This is a genomic window from Corallococcus exercitus, from assembly GCF_042231735.1.
Taxonomy (GTDB): Bacteria; Myxococcota; Myxococcia; order Myxococcales; family Myxococcaceae; genus Corallococcus; species Corallococcus exercitus_B.
Map to the genome: position 1 here is coordinate 6,546,690 of NZ_CP102577.1, position 14,592 is coordinate 6,561,281.

General features: G+C 69.7%; 15 protein-coding genes. 11 read left to right on the forward strand and 4 right to left on the reverse strand.

Annotated features, from left to right (window positions below; all coding sequences use genetic code 11):
* The first annotated feature begins 19 nt into the window (after positions 1-19).
* Complete coding sequence (locus NR792_RS26010; RefSeq protein WP_375755387.1) at positions 20-1,123, forward strand: hypothetical protein; 1,104 nt, start codon at positions 20-22, stop codon at positions 1,121-1,123.
* 38 nt (positions 1,124-1,161) lie between these two features.
* Here NR792_RS26010 and NR792_RS26015 read toward each other — a convergent pair whose 3' ends face one another.
* Complete coding sequence (locus tag NR792_RS26015) at positions 1,162-1,503, reverse strand: hypothetical protein (RefSeq protein WP_375755388.1); 342 nt, start codon at positions 1,501-1,503, stop codon at positions 1,162-1,164.
* Between the two features lie 359 nt (positions 1,504-1,862).
* Here NR792_RS26015 and NR792_RS26020 point away from each other — a divergent pair, with 359 nt between their 5' ends.
* Positions 1,863-2,615: a sterol desaturase family protein gene (locus tag NR792_RS26020; protein WP_375761691.1), complete on the forward strand. Its 753-nt coding sequence runs from the start codon at positions 1,863-1,865 to the stop codon at positions 2,613-2,615.
* Between the two features lie 76 nt (positions 2,616-2,691).
* Here the strand turns inward: NR792_RS26020 and NR792_RS26025 are convergent, their stop codons facing one another.
* Complete coding sequence (locus NR792_RS26025) at positions 2,692-3,630, reverse strand: dimethylarginine dimethylaminohydrolase family protein (protein WP_375755389.1); 939 nt, start codon at positions 3,628-3,630, stop codon at positions 2,692-2,694.
* A gap of 217 nt (positions 3,631-3,847) precedes the next feature.
* On the opposite strand from NR792_RS26025, the gene NR792_RS26030 reads away from it, so the two are divergent.
* From NR792_RS26030 to NR792_RS26050, 5 genes are all read left to right on the forward strand, one after another.
* The gene (locus NR792_RS26030; RefSeq protein ID WP_375755390.1) at positions 3,848-4,609 is read left to right on the forward strand and encodes an iron-containing redox enzyme family protein; all 762 of its coding nucleotides are present in this window, start codon (positions 3,848-3,850) and stop codon (positions 4,607-4,609) included.
* A gap of 162 nt (positions 4,610-4,771) precedes the next feature.
* A complete protein-coding gene (locus NR792_RS26035; RefSeq protein ID WP_375755391.1) occupies positions 4,772-5,233 on the forward strand; it encodes a fibril protein in 462 nt (153 codons plus the stop codon).
* A 233-nt stretch (positions 5,234-5,466) separates the two neighbouring features.
* Positions 5,467-8,175 carry an AsmA family protein gene (locus tag NR792_RS26040; RefSeq protein ID WP_375755392.1) on the forward strand — a complete coding sequence of 903 codons (2,709 nt, stop codon included), beginning with the start codon at positions 5,467-5,469 and terminating at the stop codon, positions 8,173-8,175.
* A 100-nt stretch (positions 8,176-8,275) separates the two neighbouring features.
* Positions 8,276-9,442, forward strand: coding sequence for an AAA family ATPase (locus tag NR792_RS26045; RefSeq protein WP_375755393.1), 1,167 nt, complete (start codon positions 8,276-8,278; stop codon positions 9,440-9,442).
* A gap of 3 nt (positions 9,443-9,445) precedes the next feature.
* A complete protein-coding gene (locus NR792_RS26050) occupies positions 9,446-10,108 on the forward strand; it encodes a DUF4276 family protein (protein WP_375755394.1) in 663 nt (220 codons plus the stop codon).
* 62 nt (positions 10,109-10,170) lie between these two features.
* On the opposite strand, the gene NR792_RS26055 is transcribed toward NR792_RS26050, so the two are convergent.
* Positions 10,171-10,953: a hypothetical protein gene (locus NR792_RS26055; protein ID WP_375755395.1), complete on the reverse strand. Its 783-nt coding sequence runs from the start codon at positions 10,951-10,953 to the stop codon at positions 10,171-10,173.
* A gap of 178 nt (positions 10,954-11,131) precedes the next feature.
* On the opposite strand from NR792_RS26055, the gene NR792_RS26060 reads away from it, so the two are divergent.
* Positions 11,132-12,784, forward strand: coding sequence for a formate--tetrahydrofolate ligase (locus NR792_RS26060; RefSeq protein ID WP_375755396.1), 1,653 nt, complete (start codon positions 11,132-11,134; stop codon positions 12,782-12,784).
* A 133-nt stretch (positions 12,785-12,917) separates the two neighbouring features.
* The gene (locus tag NR792_RS26065) at positions 12,918-13,286 is read left to right on the forward strand and encodes a hypothetical protein (RefSeq protein WP_375755397.1); all 369 of its coding nucleotides are present in this window, start codon (positions 12,918-12,920) and stop codon (positions 13,284-13,286) included.
* A gap of 8 nt (positions 13,287-13,294) precedes the next feature.
* Here the strand turns inward: NR792_RS26065 and NR792_RS26070 are convergent, their stop codons facing one another.
* Positions 13,295-13,645: a DNA-binding protein gene (locus NR792_RS26070; RefSeq protein ID WP_375755398.1), complete on the reverse strand. Its 351-nt coding sequence runs from the start codon at positions 13,643-13,645 to the stop codon at positions 13,295-13,297.
* Between the two features lie 220 nt (positions 13,646-13,865).
* On the opposite strand from NR792_RS26070, the gene NR792_RS26075 reads away from it, so the two are divergent.
* Positions 13,866-14,261 carry a type II toxin-antitoxin system RelE/ParE family toxin gene (locus tag NR792_RS26075; RefSeq protein ID WP_375761692.1) on the forward strand — a complete coding sequence of 132 codons (396 nt, stop codon included), beginning with the start codon at positions 13,866-13,868 and terminating at the stop codon, positions 14,259-14,261.
* Complete coding sequence (locus tag NR792_RS26080) at positions 14,258-14,563, forward strand: helix-turn-helix domain-containing protein (protein WP_375755399.1); 306 nt, start codon at positions 14,258-14,260, stop codon at positions 14,561-14,563. Before NR792_RS26075 ends, NR792_RS26080 begins: the two co-directional genes overlap by 4 nt.
* The last annotated feature ends 29 nt before the right edge of the window (positions 14,564-14,592 follow it).

Consider the following 14,592-nt stretch of genomic DNA (forward strand, 5'->3'; position numbering starts at 1 on the left):
ACGTACGGAACGGTGCGCCATGTCGCTCTCCATCCAATTCATCCGGCGGGAGGACTTCGAGTCGCGCTGCCTGTCCGCGCTCGTGGGCGCCGGGGCCATGGCGATGGTGGCCGGCGTGGCGCGCCAGGTGCTGCGCGTCCCGGTGGAGCCGGGCTACTTCGCGCTGATGGCGGCGGCCGTCACCGCGGTGAAGCCCAAGGCGGCGGAGAACGCCCTGGTGCGCGCGGCGATGGTGCTGCTGCCCGCCCTGCCCTACGTGCTGGGACTGCCGTCGTCCTGGCAACACGCGGTGGCGGGCGCGCTCGCCGCGGGGCTGCTGGCGTGGCGGGGCAACGGGCGCGACAGCGTGGGCACCACCGCGCAGATCGCGCTGTGCGCCGGGGCCGCCGCCGTCACCACGGCGCTGGGGCTGTACGTGCAGGACGTGCTCAACGCGCGCTTCCTCCCTGCGCGGGGCTACTTCCCGCTGCTGGTGGACTCCGCGGTGGTGGCGCTGTTCTGGAGCATCGGCACGCTGCCGGCGAACCTGGCCATGGACCTGGACGCGGTGGCCACCCGGGGCATGCGCCTGGAGGCCACCCTCACCGGCGAGGTGCGCGGGCTGGTGGCCCGGGCGCTCACGCTCTACCGCCAGAGCCAGGACGAGGCGCGCAAGCTGGCCAAGGGCCCGGGCCTCGAGAAGCTCCAGGCCGTGCTCGGCAAGCTGGCCCGGGACGCCTTCACGCTGGCGGAGTCCCACACGGAGCTGGAGGCCCAGCTGGCCGTCGCGTCCCAGGGCAGCGTGGACTCGCAGGTGCAGGAATTGAAGAAGCGCGCCCAGGACGCGCAGGACGGCGTGGCCCGGCGCCAGCTGGAGCGCGCCGCCGCGTCGCTGGGGGAGGAGCTCAACCACCTGGATGCGCTGTCACGCCGCCAGGAGCGCCTCTTCGCGCAGCTGCACGCACAGGTGGCCCTGCTGGAGCGGGCCCGCGTGTGCTTCATCGGGGCCCGGGCCGCGTCCCCCCTCGGTGGAGACGGTGACCGGGTCCAGGCCCTGGCCGACAAGCTCTCCGCCCTGGACCTGGAGTCCTCCGGAGCGGAGGGGACGGCGCAGGCCGCGCGCGTCCCGGCGCTCCGCTCCTGAGGGGGCTCCAGGGGGGGCTCCAGAGTACTGCGGCCTCCCTACTTCGCCGAGGCGCGAGTGGAGGCGCGGGTGCGCTTGCGCGCCGGGGCGGCCTTCTTCGCGGCGGTGACGCGGGGCGTGTGCAGCTCGCTGGCGATGCGCTGCTCAATCTCCTCGCGGGTGCGGCGGCTGACCTCCAGCGCGGCGTTGATGCGCTCGCGCACGACGTCCGCCTGGGCCTCCGCGGCGGCGCGGTACTCCGCGATGTCCCGGCGCAGCTCCAGGCGCCCCGCACTGGCGTTCGCCGTGCCTGACGTCTTCCGGGTGGTCGTCTTGCGCCGCGCGGGCCGCCCGCCCGCCTGGTTCCCGGTGTCCTGTTGTCCCTGTGCCTTGCGCGCCATCTTCCTGACCCCCTCGTGCGATCGCTCGCGTCTGTGGACGGAAAGGTGGGGTGTGGGCCTCCAGCACGGAAGTCTGGCCCCGGGTCGGATGGAGGCCGGGCAGCCGGACAATGTAGGGGCGCGGCAACAGAGAGGCTTCTCAATGCCTCCAGGAAGGCGCTAAGAGGACCCTCACCGTTCCTGGGCCAAGGGGCAGCTTGACTGATAGCTCAGGGACTCCCGCATCACCCCCAGGGCCGGGATGCGAGCAAGCCTTCGAGCCCCGCGCACCCCGGCAGACCGGGCCCCGCGCCGGAGCGAAAAGTGAGGGAATCCCCGTGGCGGTCTCTTTCCTGAACCGGAAACACAACCTGGACCGGATGTCGCTGCGCGACCTGGTCTATTCGTTCTTCACCTACTACGCCGTCGTCGCCTACATCCTCATCGGCATCACCTGCATCGTGCTGTCGGTGAAGTGGTTCGAGGCCCCGGCGCGCATGGCCGCGGCGGTGCTGGTGGCCACGGTGGCGTACCCGTTCGGCTGGTACCTCATCCACCGGTACATCCTGCACGGGCGCTTCCTCTACAAGTCCGCGGCGACGGCGGTGACGTGGAAGCGCATCCACTTCGACCACCACCAGGACCCGCACGACCTGCGCGTGCTCTTCGGGGCGCTGCACACCACGCTGCCCACCATCGCGCTGGTGCTCACGCCCATCGGCTACCTCATCGGCGGCCGCTCCGGCGCGGCGGCGGCGCTGGGCTGGGGCATGGTGACCACGTGCTTCTACGAGTTCTGCCACTGCATCCAGCACCTCAACTACGCGCCCCAGCAGAAGTGGCTGAAGGACATCAAGCGGCTGCACATGTCCCACCACTTCCACAACGAGCAGGGCAACTACGGCATCACGAACTACTTCTGGGACCGCCTCTTCGGCACGCTGTACGAGAAGGCGTCCGACAAGCCCAAGAGCCCCACCGTCTTCAACCTGGGCTACACGGCGGAAGAGGCCCAGAAGTACCCCTGGGTGGACAAGCTCTCCGGCGGCACCCGCGGCGACGGCCACCCGCGCCGCTTCTGGGGCGCTGAAGGGCTGAGCGCGCCGGAAGCCTCCAGCGAACAGCAGTCCTGAAGCCAGCTCCCTGCTTCACCCCGGACCTCCCCGCGCGCTCCAGTCGCCCGGGGAGGTCTTCGTTTTCCGGCGTGCGTCACGCGGAGAGCGACTGCTGCCGCGCCTGCTCCTGTTCCTCGCGAAAGCACCGGGCATTCAGGGGCGGCAGGGGGTGCACGCGCGCCACGAGGCACGCCGCGCTGCCGCCGGCCAGGTGGAACTGGTCCAGCCGCACGCTGACGGGCCGGCGCCCCAGGCCGCGCAGCACCGCCTCCACGCGGGGCACGCGCGCGCCGATGATGACGGTGTTTCCCACCTCCACCATGTTGAGCCCGAACGCGAGCGCGTCCTCGCGCGCGATGGGAATCACCTGCTGGATGCCCTCCGTGCGCGCCAGCATCCTCAGGGACTCCGGCGTGAAGGCCTCCGGACACACCAGCGCGGTGCCGTCGGACAGCACGGTGAGCGCGGTGTCCAGGTGGTAGAGGTACGGGTCGCACAGCTCCAGCGGCGTCACCGGCGCGGAGAGGAAGGCCTCCAGCACGCCCGCGGCGCGCTGCGTGGACCGCATGCCCCAGCCCAGCAGGGCGCCCCGGCCCGCGGGCAGCATGGCCACGTCGCCCCCCTCGATGTGCACGCGCGGCGGCTCGATGACGTCGAAGCCGCGCGCGGCCAGCCACCGGGCGCGCGCGAGCTGCTCGTTGCGGCGCTGGCCGTGGCGCATGGTGGCGAGCAGCGCGCGCAGCTCGCCCTCCTGCGAGACGAGCACCGCGTTGTCCTTGGCGAACACCGAGTCGAACGCGCCGTGGACGAAGGGCAGCTCGAAGAAGGTCCCGCCCTCTTCACGAAGGGTGCGCAGGAACTCGCGGTGCTGGGTGCAGGCGCGGCGCCACGCGACGGCGCCGGGCTTCATATGCGGGTTGATGTTCCAGGCGACCTGGTACGCGCAGTCGCGGGAACGAACGTGGTCCTTCTCGCAGCGCACCTGACTGACAGCGAAGGTGGCGGGAGCGTTGTGGCCGGTGTGCAAGGTCATCCCCATACATGTGGCCGGAAGGCACTCCCGCCTTCCGGGATGTGTAGAGAGGGTGCGCACCATGAGCGGGCTTGGCGAGGTGGCTGGGGAAGCGGGGACGGAGGACGCACGCCTGTCTGAACGGCTTCACCGGACCCTCTTGCGTTTCAACCGCGCACGACTGGCTCCGGGGTTTCCGACCGAGGGCTGGCGAGCAGCCGTGCAGGAAGAGACGCAGTTGCGGTTGCTCGAGGGCGAGTACGTGGAAGCCGAGCGACAGCGCGTGGCGGCCTGGGCCGCGGAGGCCCCGGAGGACGCGGACGGGTTCATCGCGTGGTTCGAGGACCTGAAGGAGTCCGGTCCCGGACAGCATGATCCGCTGTTCCCGTGGCTGGCCACGCAGGCCACGCGTGAACAGATGAACTGGTTCCTCACGCAGGAGGTCGCGGGCGAGGCCGGCTTCGACGACCTGGTGGCGCTGACGCAGCTGCAGCTGCCCACGCAGGCAAAGCTGGAGCTGGCGCGCAACTACTGGGACGAGATGGGCCGCGGGCGCGAGGATGCGATGCACGGGCCCATGCTCGCGGAGATGGCGGCGAAGCTGGGGCTGCGGCCCACGGACGAGGACACCGTGTGGGAAGCGCACGCGCTGGCGAACCTGCTCTGCGCGTTCGCGTTCAACCGCCGCTACGCGTTCCACGCGGTGGGCGCGCTGGGCATCGTGGAGGAGACGGCGCCGGGCCGCACCGCGTGCGTCAACGAGGGCCTGAAGCGTCTGGGGTTCGACATGCGCGTGCGGCGCTATTACGCGCTGCACTCCACGCTGGACGTGAAGCACTCGGAGACGTGGAACAAGGAAGTGCTGCGGCCGCTGGTGGCGGCGAACCCCGCGTGCGCGCGGCCCCTGGCGGAAGGGGCGCTGTTGCGGCTGACGGCGGGCGCGCGGTGCTTCGAGCGCTACCGCCATGAGCTGGGCCTGGACCTGAAGTCGATCAGCTGAAGCACAGAGAGCCTGGCCGTCCTTCCCCCCGGGACCTTGCGCGTGTGCGCTGGCCCGGGGGATGCGTTTCCCGAAGGACGGTCCGTCCGGGGGGACGGGATGCGCCGGAACCGGAGCGGACGCCAGCTTGCGGCGTTTCCGAAGGCCGAGCTGGAGGTCCCGATGTCCCTGTTCCGATTCGTCCCCGCCGCGCTGCTGCTCCTGACGGCGTGCGCTTCCCCAGGCACGTCCATGGAGGAGGTGATGCGCCGCACCGAGCCCCTGATGCCAAAGCGGCCGGATCCGCTGACCTACGGCACCCGGCCGGAGAACCCGGTGCGCGTGGGCTGGGGCGACAAGGGCGTGATGGCGTACTTCAAGATCCTGCGCGGGCCGCAAGGGCAGCCCGTGGCCTGGCGCCGCATGGGGGACTGCTGCGAGTTCACCCAGGTGGATGGCCAGGGCCAGGGCCAGGGCCGGCTGTCCATCTTCGAGGTGACGTACGACGGGCTGGAGACGCCGGTGGTGCTCTACGTGGACGCCTTCACCGGAGGGAACGTCTACGCGCCCTGGGGCTTCCTGCTGGAGGGCCAGGGGGACGCGCCGCCCGCGCCCGGGACGGAGCCGGAGGTCATCGACCTGTAGCGCACCGCCTCAATCCCATGATTCCTTGAAAGCTCCCGGACTCCTGCGTCCCCAAAGCACGCGGCCACCCCTTCCTGGGGGGCCTGTTCGTGCCTAGATGCAAGGGTCGACGGGAGTGTGACTTTCCCCCGGCAGTTGACCGTCACGCTTACAACCTCCCTCTGCGCATGGGAGGTGCGGCCCCCTTGGCGCTGCGCTAAGCGTTCGACCGCTCTCCCGACGGAGGAGGAACCGTGGCGGCTGTGAAGAAGAAGCGTTGGCCGTATGTGCTGGGAGGCATCCTCGTCCTCCTGATCGCCATCGTGGCGGTGGTGCTGTGGCGCCTGGACGCCATCCTGCTGAAGACGGCGCGCGACCAGGCCGCGACGTACTCGCAGAAGCTGGGGCGCCCCATCGAGATTGGCGACATCTCCACGAAGCTCTTTCCCCACGTCGGCGCGCAGATTGAGAACGTCACCGTGGGCCCCGCGGAGGGTGAGGACCTGCCGCTCGCGGAGCTGAAGCAGGTGGACGTGAGCGTGGCGGCGATGCCGCTCATCACGTCGAAGGGCAAGGACATCCGCGTGCAGAACGCGGAGGTGTCCGGGCTCACCGTGAACGTCATCCGCCTGGCCGACGGCACCACCAACGTGCAGCGGCTCCAGGAGAAGCTGGCCCAGCAGCAGCCCAAGGAGGAGACGCCGCAGGAGGAGTCGCAGCCCACGGACCTGTCGGGCGTGCACGTGGAGCGCGCGGCGCTCACCGACGGCACCATCCGCTTCGTGGACCGCGCGGCGGGCGCCCAGGCGCGCGAGCTGGCGGTGAAGGACCTGGACATCGAGGTGAAGGACCTGCGCGTGGGCCAGCCCCTGAAGGTGGACCTGGCGGCCGCGGTGCTCGCGGAGAAGCAGAACCTCAAGATGACGCTCGCGGCGGCGCCGCTGCCCGCGACGCTGGTGCCCACGCCGGAGCAGGTGACGCTGAAGGCGGAGCACATCGACCTGTCGCCGCTGGGGCCGTTCCTGCCCCCGGACGTGGGGCTGCAGGCGGGCACGCTGGACGCGGACTGGAAGGCGGACCTGGGCGGCGCGGTGCCCGGCGGCAAGGGCCCCACCAAGGTCGTGGGCGTCATCAAGGCGCTGGGGATGAAGTTCGCGGGGTCGGAGGGCGGCAAGGCGCTGGACGTGGTGCTCGACACGGACGTGACGGGCGACATGGCCACGGGTGACCTGGCGCTGGACAAGCTGAAGCTGGACCTGGGCCCCGCGGCCATCACGGGCAAGGGCAAGGTGAAGGGGCTGCTCACGGACAAGCCCGCGGTGGAGGGCTTCGAGCTGGTGGGCCGCAACCTGGACCCGGCCGTGCTCGCCGAGTACTACCCGCCCTTGCGCAAGCAGCTCAACGGGATGATTGCCGGCCCCATCGGCCTGGACGTGCGCGGCAGCGGCACGCAGGACGCGCAGGCCCTCAACATCGCGGTGGACCTGACGCCGGTGCGGCTGCGCGTGCCGGATCAGCTGACGAAGGACGCGGGCGGCGCGATGAAGCTGAACGCGAAGGTGACGGGCGCGGCGGCGAGCGGCGGCGCGCTGCACTTCGACGCGAAGGCGGACCTGAACGGCGTGGACATGCGGCCGGGCCTGCTGGTGAACAAGGCGCCGGGGCAGCGGCTGGAGGTCGCGGCGGTGGGCACGTACGCGCCGGCGAAGACGGGCAGCGGGATGACGGTGAACGTCACCCGCATGAGCCTGGGCGCGCTGGAGGACACGGTGACGGGCACCGCCACGGTGGCGCTCGCGGGCACGGGCAAGAAGGCGACGACGACGTTCAAGGCGGACGTGAAGGCCGCCCGGCTGGATGCGGAGAAGTTGTTGATGAGCGAGGAGGAGGTGCTGGCGCGCACGGGCGGAAAGCCGCCGCCGGAGCCGCCGGTGGAGGCCAATCGCTTCAACGGCTACCGGGGTGACATCCAGTTCGCCATCACGTCGCTGCGCTACACGGCGATGGACCTGTCCAACGTGACGGGCGTGGTGAAGATGGTGGACGACCTCATCACGGTGGAGAAGTTCTCGACGGGCATCTACGGCGGCAAGGTGGTGGCGGACGGGACGACCATCCGCCTGGGGCCCGCGCCGGAGGCCCGGCCCTTCACGGCGAAGGTGCAGGTGCAGGGCCTGGAGGTGGCGCAGGCGCTGGCGGCGCGCACGCCGAAGCAGGTGCTGACGGGCAAGTTCAACGGCAACGTGGACGTGCAGGGCGTGGGCTACACGCCGGAGAAGCTGCAGCAGACGCTGCTGGGCGGTATCAACGGCAACCTGCTGGAGGGCACGTTCCTGGGCAAGGACCTGGTGTCGTCCGTGACGGGGCCGCTGGCCAAGGCGATTCCCTTCGCGAAGGCGCTCAAGGGCGGAGACGTGACGTCGCTGGGTGGGGACCTGCCCTTCAGCGTGACCATCAAGAACGGCGTGGCGCAGCTGAGCAAGCCCATCACCTGGACGCGGCCGGAGGCAGCGATGAGCTTCGACGGCGGCATCGGGCTGGACGGCACGTTGGACCTGACGGGCGGCGTGTCGCTGACGCCCGCGACCATCAAGACGCTGACGGTGGGCAAGGTGACGCCGGCGGAGGCCATCCCGGTGGGGCTGAAGATCTCGGGCAAGGCGTGGAGCCCGGAGGTGACGGGCATCGACGTGAAGCCGGCGGCGACGACCATCCTGAAGCTGGCCGGAGGGGCCGCGCTGAGCGGCGTGCTGGGTGAGAAGGGCAAGGCCGTGCAGGACGTCCTCACGGGCGGTCAGGACAAGGCCAAGGCCGAAGCGGAGGCGAAGCGCCAGGAACTGGAGGCGCGCGCCAACGAGGAGAAGAAGAAGCTGGAGGACCAGGCGCGCATCGAGCAGGAGAAGGCCAAGCAGCGCGCCGAGGAAGAGGCGAAGAAGAAGCTCCGGGGCATCTTCGGCAAGTAGCCGCCGGGAGTGTCTGTGAGCATTACGCGCGCCGCGGAGCTCTCGAGGGAGCTTCGCGGCGTGGCTGTTTCAGGGACTGACGTCGTAAGGTGGGTGGACGATGCCTACGCTGGAGCGGATTGAAGTCGCGGGGTTCAAGTCCATCCGGGAGATGGCGCTCGACCTGCGTCCCATCAACGTCCTGATTGGCGCGAACGGCGCGGGGAAGAGCAACTTCATCTCCGTGTTCACGCTGCTCCAGCGAATGCGGGAGGGACGGCTCCAGCAGCACGTCGCGCAGGCGGGCGGGGCAGACACTCTGCTACACCACAGGCGTAAACGAACCGCGCACCTCCGCATCAAGCTCTCCTTTTCCGAGCAACGGACCGCGCACCAGTTCGATCTGGTTCCCACGGATGAGGACTCCTTCATCATTACGAATGAGTCCGTGACGCTCCCGCTCCGCACGGGGCTCGATCCCCTACAGCTGACGGCGCCTCAGCGTTCTCTGAACGAAGCGGCCTGGTCGCTCAAGCACGAACCGGACCTGCAAGAGATCTTCACGGAGCTGTCCGCGAAGGCTTCCCCGGAGCTCCGGTCTGGCCTCATCGAGGCCAAACAACTCCTCGTCCAGATCGGCACGATCTTCAATGGACTCAAGGTCTACCACTTCCAGGACACGAGTTCGGGCGCCCGTCTGAAGCAGACTCAGAACATCGATGACAATGAAGCCTTCCGCGCGGATGCTTCGAACCTCGCTGCGTTCCTTTATCTCCTTCGAGAGAAGCACCCTGACAGCTACCGCCGCATCGTGGCGACAGTCCGGCTTGCAGCCCCCTACTTCGACGACTTCCGCCTGCGCCCCAACCCACTCAACGAACAGAAAATCCTGCTGGAGTGGTCCGAGCGCGACTCCGACGACTACTTCAACGCGCACGCGCTTTCGGATGGAACGCTGCGCTTCATCTGCCTCGCGACGCTCCTGCTCCAACCTGAGCTCCCACCGATGATCATCATCGATGAGCCAGAACTGGGTCTGCACCCCTACGCCATCCAGCTCCTCGCTGGCATGGTGCGCAGCGCATCCCTGAAGTCTCAGATCATCCTCTCCACCCAGTCCGTGACGCTGGTGAACCAGTTCACGCCGGAGGACCTGGTCATCGTGGACCGACAGGACCGCGCGTCCACCTTCCACCGCCCCACCGCGGAGGAAACAGTGTCCTGGCTGGAGAGCTACAGCCTGGGAGAGCTCTGGGAGAAGAACGTCCTTGGCGGTCGTCCGGGCTGAGCCATGAAGCGCGTCCTCATTCTCGTCGAGGGACAGACCGAAGAAACCTTCGTCCGCGAAGTGCTCGCGCCCTACGTGCTCTCACGAGGACTCGCACTCATTCCTCGGCTGGTGGTCACCAAGTACGTCAAGGAAGGCGGCAGCTTCAAAGGCGGCGTTCCCCAGTACGCGCTCGTCCAGGGAGACCTGCGGCGCTTGCTTGGCGATACAGGGGCATCGTGCGTGACGTCGATGCTCGACTACTACGGCCTGCCCAAGGACTTTCCCGGGCTCTCCACCCGTCCCTCCGGCAACTGCTACGCCCGCGTCGAGCATGTAGAGCGCGCCTTCGCCGAGGACATCCGTCATCCCCGGTTCCTGCCCTACCTGGCGCTGCACGAGTTCGAAGCGATGCTGTTCGCCGATCCAAGTCGCTGCTCGCTCTCCTTCACTCCTGACGAGATCGCGAAGCTCCAGATCATCCGAGCAGGGGTGCCATCACCCGAGGAGATCAACGAGCATCCAGACACAGCTCCCTCCAAGCGCGTCCTGGCCGTTTCTCCCGGCTACCAGAAGACCCTGCATGGCCCACTGGCGGTGATGGACATCGGGCTTGCCGCCATCCGCGCCGCGTGTCCCCACTTCGCGCAGTGGCTGTCGAAGCTCGAAGCCCTCGCGGAGCGATAGTCCCACCGCGGCCCTGGCGGACGCCTTCGATGTCGAAGACGTCCTGCGCCTGGGCTGAGCCGCTACTGCCCGGGGGTGCCGCGCGCTTCCCAGCCGGCCCCGGTGCCCATCGGGCCGCCGCGGGGACCGCCACCGCGCCCGCCCATGTCCTCGCGGCGCATCTGCTGGTACTGCGTCATCTGCTCCGCGCTGAGCACCTTCTGCATCTCCGTGTCCGTCTGCGTGCGCAGGTCGCGCATCTGCTGGCGCATGTCACGCCCCGGCCGGCCCCCCGCCATCGAGGACGTCAGCTCCCGGCGCTTGGCGTCCTCCGCCTGGATCACCCTGTTCAGCGTCTGCTCCTGGTTGTAGTCGAGCCGCGCGTTGGTGATGAAGGTCTTGAGGCGCTCGGAGCGCTCCGTCTCCGCCTGCACGCGCATCTGGTCCACCTGCTGCTGCCACTGCTGGCGCTGCTCGGTGCGCTGCTCCTCCTGCACCGTGCGCATCAGCTCCTTCAGCGACTGCTTCGCGCTGTCGTTGCTCAGCGCCTCGCCCACCATCATGCCGCGCATCTCCTCGCGCAGCTTCGCGACCTCCGCCTCCAGGCCCGCGGGCGGAGGACCGCCCGTGCCCGCCGAGGCCGTGCCACCGCCCTGCTCGAAGGCCATCAGCCGCCGGGACAAGAGCTGCACCGTCTCCTCCAGCGCCTTCACGCGCGTCTGGAGCGCCCGGACGTCCGCCGTCGAGTCCTGCACGCGGGGCGCGTCCTGGGTGACAGGGGCCTCCGACTTCCCAGGCCCCCACAGGGCCACCCCGAGCGCCAGCGAAGCCAACCCCACCGATGCGATGCCGAGAATGCGGTTCATGATGCTCTCCCTGACGGAACTCCCGGCCGCCTATTCCATGGCGCTCCCAAAGCTCCGCCTTGCGCCTGCATCCTCCCACCCGCCCTCCTCCCAGGGAACCGCTCCGTGGCGAGCGCCTGCCTGCCCCCCGTGTCGCGAGCGTTGACCGCGTCCGGGTTGGCGCGGAGAGTCCCCCGCCATGACGCTCCGTCCCATCACTGAAGTCGGCGCCGAGCTGGGTCTCGCGCCGGAAGACGTCCTCCCCTGGGGGCGCGACCGCGCCAAGGTGTCCCTGGACGCCCTGGGCCGCAGCTCGCGCCAGGGCCGCATGGTCCTGGTGTCGGCCATCAACCCCACGCCCCCGGGCGAGGGCAAGACGACCATGTCCGTGGCGCTGGCCATGGGCCTGCGCAAGCGGGGCCGCAAGGCGGTGGCGGCACTGCGCGAGCCGTCCCTGGGGCCCGTCTTCGGCGTGAAGGGCGGCGGCACCGGCGGCGGGCAGGCGAGCCTGGAGCCCGCGGCGGACATCAACCTGCACTTCACCGGCGACCTGCACGCCATCACCAGCGCGCACAACCTGCTGTCCGCGCTGGTGGACAACGCCGTGTACTACGGCCACCCGGTGGCGCTGGAGGGCACGCGGGTGCGCTGGCGCCGCGCCATGGACATGAACGACCGGTTCCTGCGCAACGTCATCGTGGGGCTGGGCGGCAAGGCGAACGGCGTGCCGCGCGAGACGTCCTTCGACATCACCGCCGCCAGTGAGGTCATGGCCATCCTGGCGCTGGCGGAGAACCTCCACGACCTGGAGGCGCGGCTGGGGCGCATCGTCGTAGCGCAGGCGGCGGACGGCTCGCCGGTGCGCGCGAACGACGTGAACGCGGCGGCGTCCATGGTGGCGCTGCTCAAGGACGCGCTGATGCCGAACCTGGCGCAGACGCGCGAGGGCGGGCCGGCCATCGTGCACGCGGGGCCGTTCGGCAACATCGCGCACGGGTGTTCGTCGGTGGTGGGGACTCGGCTGGCGCTCGCGTACGCGGACGAGGTGGTGACGGAGGCGGGCTTCGGCTTCGACCTGGGCGCGGAGAAGTTCCTGGACATCAAGTGCCGCAGCGCGGGCGTGTGGCCCCGGGGCGTGATGCTGGTGGTGACGCTGCGGGCGCTCAAGCACCACGGCGGCGCGGCGGCGGCGCGGGTGGCGGAGCCGGACCGCGAGGCGCTGCTCAAGGGCTTCAGCCACCTGGAGAAGCACCTGGAGTCGGTGACGGCCTTCGGCCTGCCGGCGGTGCTGTGCGTGAACCGCTTCCCGCAGGACACGGAAGCGGAGCTGGACGAGTTGCGCGCGTTCGCGAAGGCGCGGAACGTGGGCATCGCCGTATGCGACGGCTTCGGCAGGGGCGGCGAGGGTTCGCTGGAGCTGGCGGACACGGTGCTGGCGATGCTGGACGCGACGGACGCGGCGCCTCCTAAGCCGCGCTTCCTCTACGCGTTGGAGCAGACGCCGGAGGAGAAGATCCGCGCCATCGCGCGCACGGTGTACGGCGCGGACGACGTGGCCTTCACGCCGGGGGCGCGCAAGGACCTGGAGACGGCGCGGGCGCTGGGAGGCGCGGGGCTGCCGGTGTGCATGGCGAAGACGCACCTGTCGCTGTCGGACGACCCGACGAAGACGGGCCGCCCCCGGGGCTTCACGCTGACGGTGCGCGAGGTGCGCCTGTCCGCGGGAGCGGGCTTCCTGGTGGCGCTGACCGGAGAGCTGCTCACCATGCCGGGCCTGCCGCGTGAACCCGCCGCCCGCCGCGTCACCGTCCACCCGGACGGCAGCATCACGGGCCTGATGCAGGGCGAGTGACGTCAGAGGTAGGGCCTAGCGTCTCCCGCCGTTCACTCGACGGGAGCACGCGACCCTGCCCCACCCGAAGCACGCCCAGCCCTGGCGGATCCACTTCTTCCAGCGCCATCCGGAGGACGACCCGGCGCGGGCCGTGCCTGCCCGCGACTTCCTCGACGCCTGTCCGGACACGGTCAGCGCGAAACTGCTCGCCGTCGTGAAGGCCGTGGCGGACGCACCGCCGCCCGCCTTCAGCGGTGGGGGCAAGTGGGAAGCCATGCACGGCGCCATGGCGGGCCTCCATGAGGTCCGGGCGGATGGCAGGGGCCGGCGTCACTACCGGCTCTTCTGCCTCCTGGAGCGGGAGGGTGAAGCACTGGGCCTGGGCGACCCGAGCCTCGTCCTCCTGACCGGGAAGACGAAGGCGTTCCGCACCGTGATTTCGGAGTCCGACTACGCGAAGGTCCGCGCCCTCCGGGACGAGTACCAGCGCCGCCGTCCCCGGAGCGTGTGGGCCGGCTGAGGCGCCTGCTATTTGCGGCGCACGCGGGGGGCGGGGGCCCGGGGCCGCACCGCCTTGCGACGAGCGGGGGCCGGCACCAGTTGCAGGCGGCAGCCCAGCGCGGCGGCCAGCTTCGTGACCGTGGACAGCGTGGGGTTCGCAGAGGGCGCCGTGAACAGGCGGCGCACGACCTCCGGCGGGGTCTCCGCCCTGCGGGCCAGGTCCGCCTTGCTGAGCCCCGCCTCCTCGCGCCGCGCATCCAGGGCGCGAATCAGCCGGTCCGCCGCGTCCACTTCCGCGCGTGCCTTCGCGTACGCCTCCGCGAAGGCCGGGCGCTTGAGCTTCTTCTCGAAGTAGCGGTCGAATCCCGTAGGGGTCATGGCAGGGCTCCAGGCTCAGTCCGGAGGCGTAGCATACAAGTTACACCTGACACCGCGCGCTGAAAGGATCAGCCATCCGGGCGGCCGCATCCCTGAATGACGTCAGAGGTAGGGCCTGGCGTCTCCCGCCGTTCACTCGACGGGAGCACGCGACCTGTCCCATTCCAAGCGCACCAAGGCATCCCCCCATCATCTTGACGGGATATCATCCAGGAATGATATTCCTTCTCACCAGACTGAAGTCGTCGGAACCGACGAGTTCAGGGACTGGTTCCTCGCGCTCGACGAGGACACTGCGCGGTCCGTGGACCATGTGGTGGAACTTCTGGCCGCGAAGGGGGGCGCGCTGGGGTACCCATACAGCAGCCAACTCAAGGGCACCGCCCAACCGCTCCGGGAGTTGCGCATCCAATCCGGCGGGCATCCCATCCGGGTCTTCTACGCTTTTGATCCCACCCGGGATGCGGTCCTGCTCCTCGGGGGAGACAAGACCGGAGACAAGCGCTTCTACGAGCGGATGATCCCCCAGGCAGAGAAGATCTGGCTGCGCTACCTCTGGGAGAGCGCCGCGGGTCTTCATGAAGAGTCGAAGAAGCGCGAGGAGACGACGCCATGAAGCTCCACAGTTGGAAGAAGCTGCGCCAGGAGAAGTTCACGCCGGAGCAACTCAAGGCGCAGGACGCGCGCGTCGAGCAGGAGCTTCTGGAGATGAGCCTGCGCGAGGTGCGCGAGTTCGCGGGACTCACGCAGACGCAGCTCGCCGAACGCATGGGCATCTCCCAGGGCCAGCTCTCCCAGACCGAAGCCCGGGAGGACCACCGGCTCTCCACGCTCCGGCGCGCGGTGGAAGCCATGGGGGGTGAGCTCGAAATCTCCGCTGTCTTTGGCAACAAGCGGATCATCCTCAAGGGCGTCTGAAGCACGACGGGCCGCCCCGTGCATCCGGA